This is a genomic window from Streptomyces sp. NRRL B-1347 (assembly GCF_000720325.1).
Taxonomy (GTDB): domain Bacteria; phylum Actinomycetota; class Actinomycetes; order Streptomycetales; family Streptomycetaceae; genus Streptomyces.
In genome coordinates, this window is record NZ_JOJM01000297.1 from 1 (window position 1) to 344 (window position 344).

Below are 344 nucleotides of genomic sequence, written 5' to 3' on the forward strand. Positions count from 1 at the left end.
GCCGCCACCGCTCGACCAACTGACCCGGAAGCGCCTCACCGGCCACCACGACCTTGCGCGTCAGCTCCTGCACCCGCTCATCCGACAACTGCCCATCCAAAACCTCAAGATGACCAGGCGTCAGCTTGATGAACGAGAACGGCCCCGCCGCGACCAGCGCATCCCCGAGTTCCGTCAACTCACCGCCGTACAACCACACCCGCTGACCCGCCACCAACGGCGCCCACACATTCGGCACCACCAAATCGAACGCCACGGATGAAAACACCGGCGCGCCACCCGAACCCGACGACGCCAGCTCACGCTCCGCCCACTCCACATGGTTCGCCAGCCCGCGGTGCGTC

At 66.6% G+C, this 344-nt stretch carries 1 protein-coding gene; it reads right to left on the reverse strand.

The window, feature by feature from the left end; all coding sequences use genetic code 11:
• Window positions 1-344, reverse strand: a 344-nt coding sequence (locus IG74_RS47400; RefSeq protein WP_037827608.1) for a hypothetical protein, incomplete at both ends; no start/stop codon positions are given.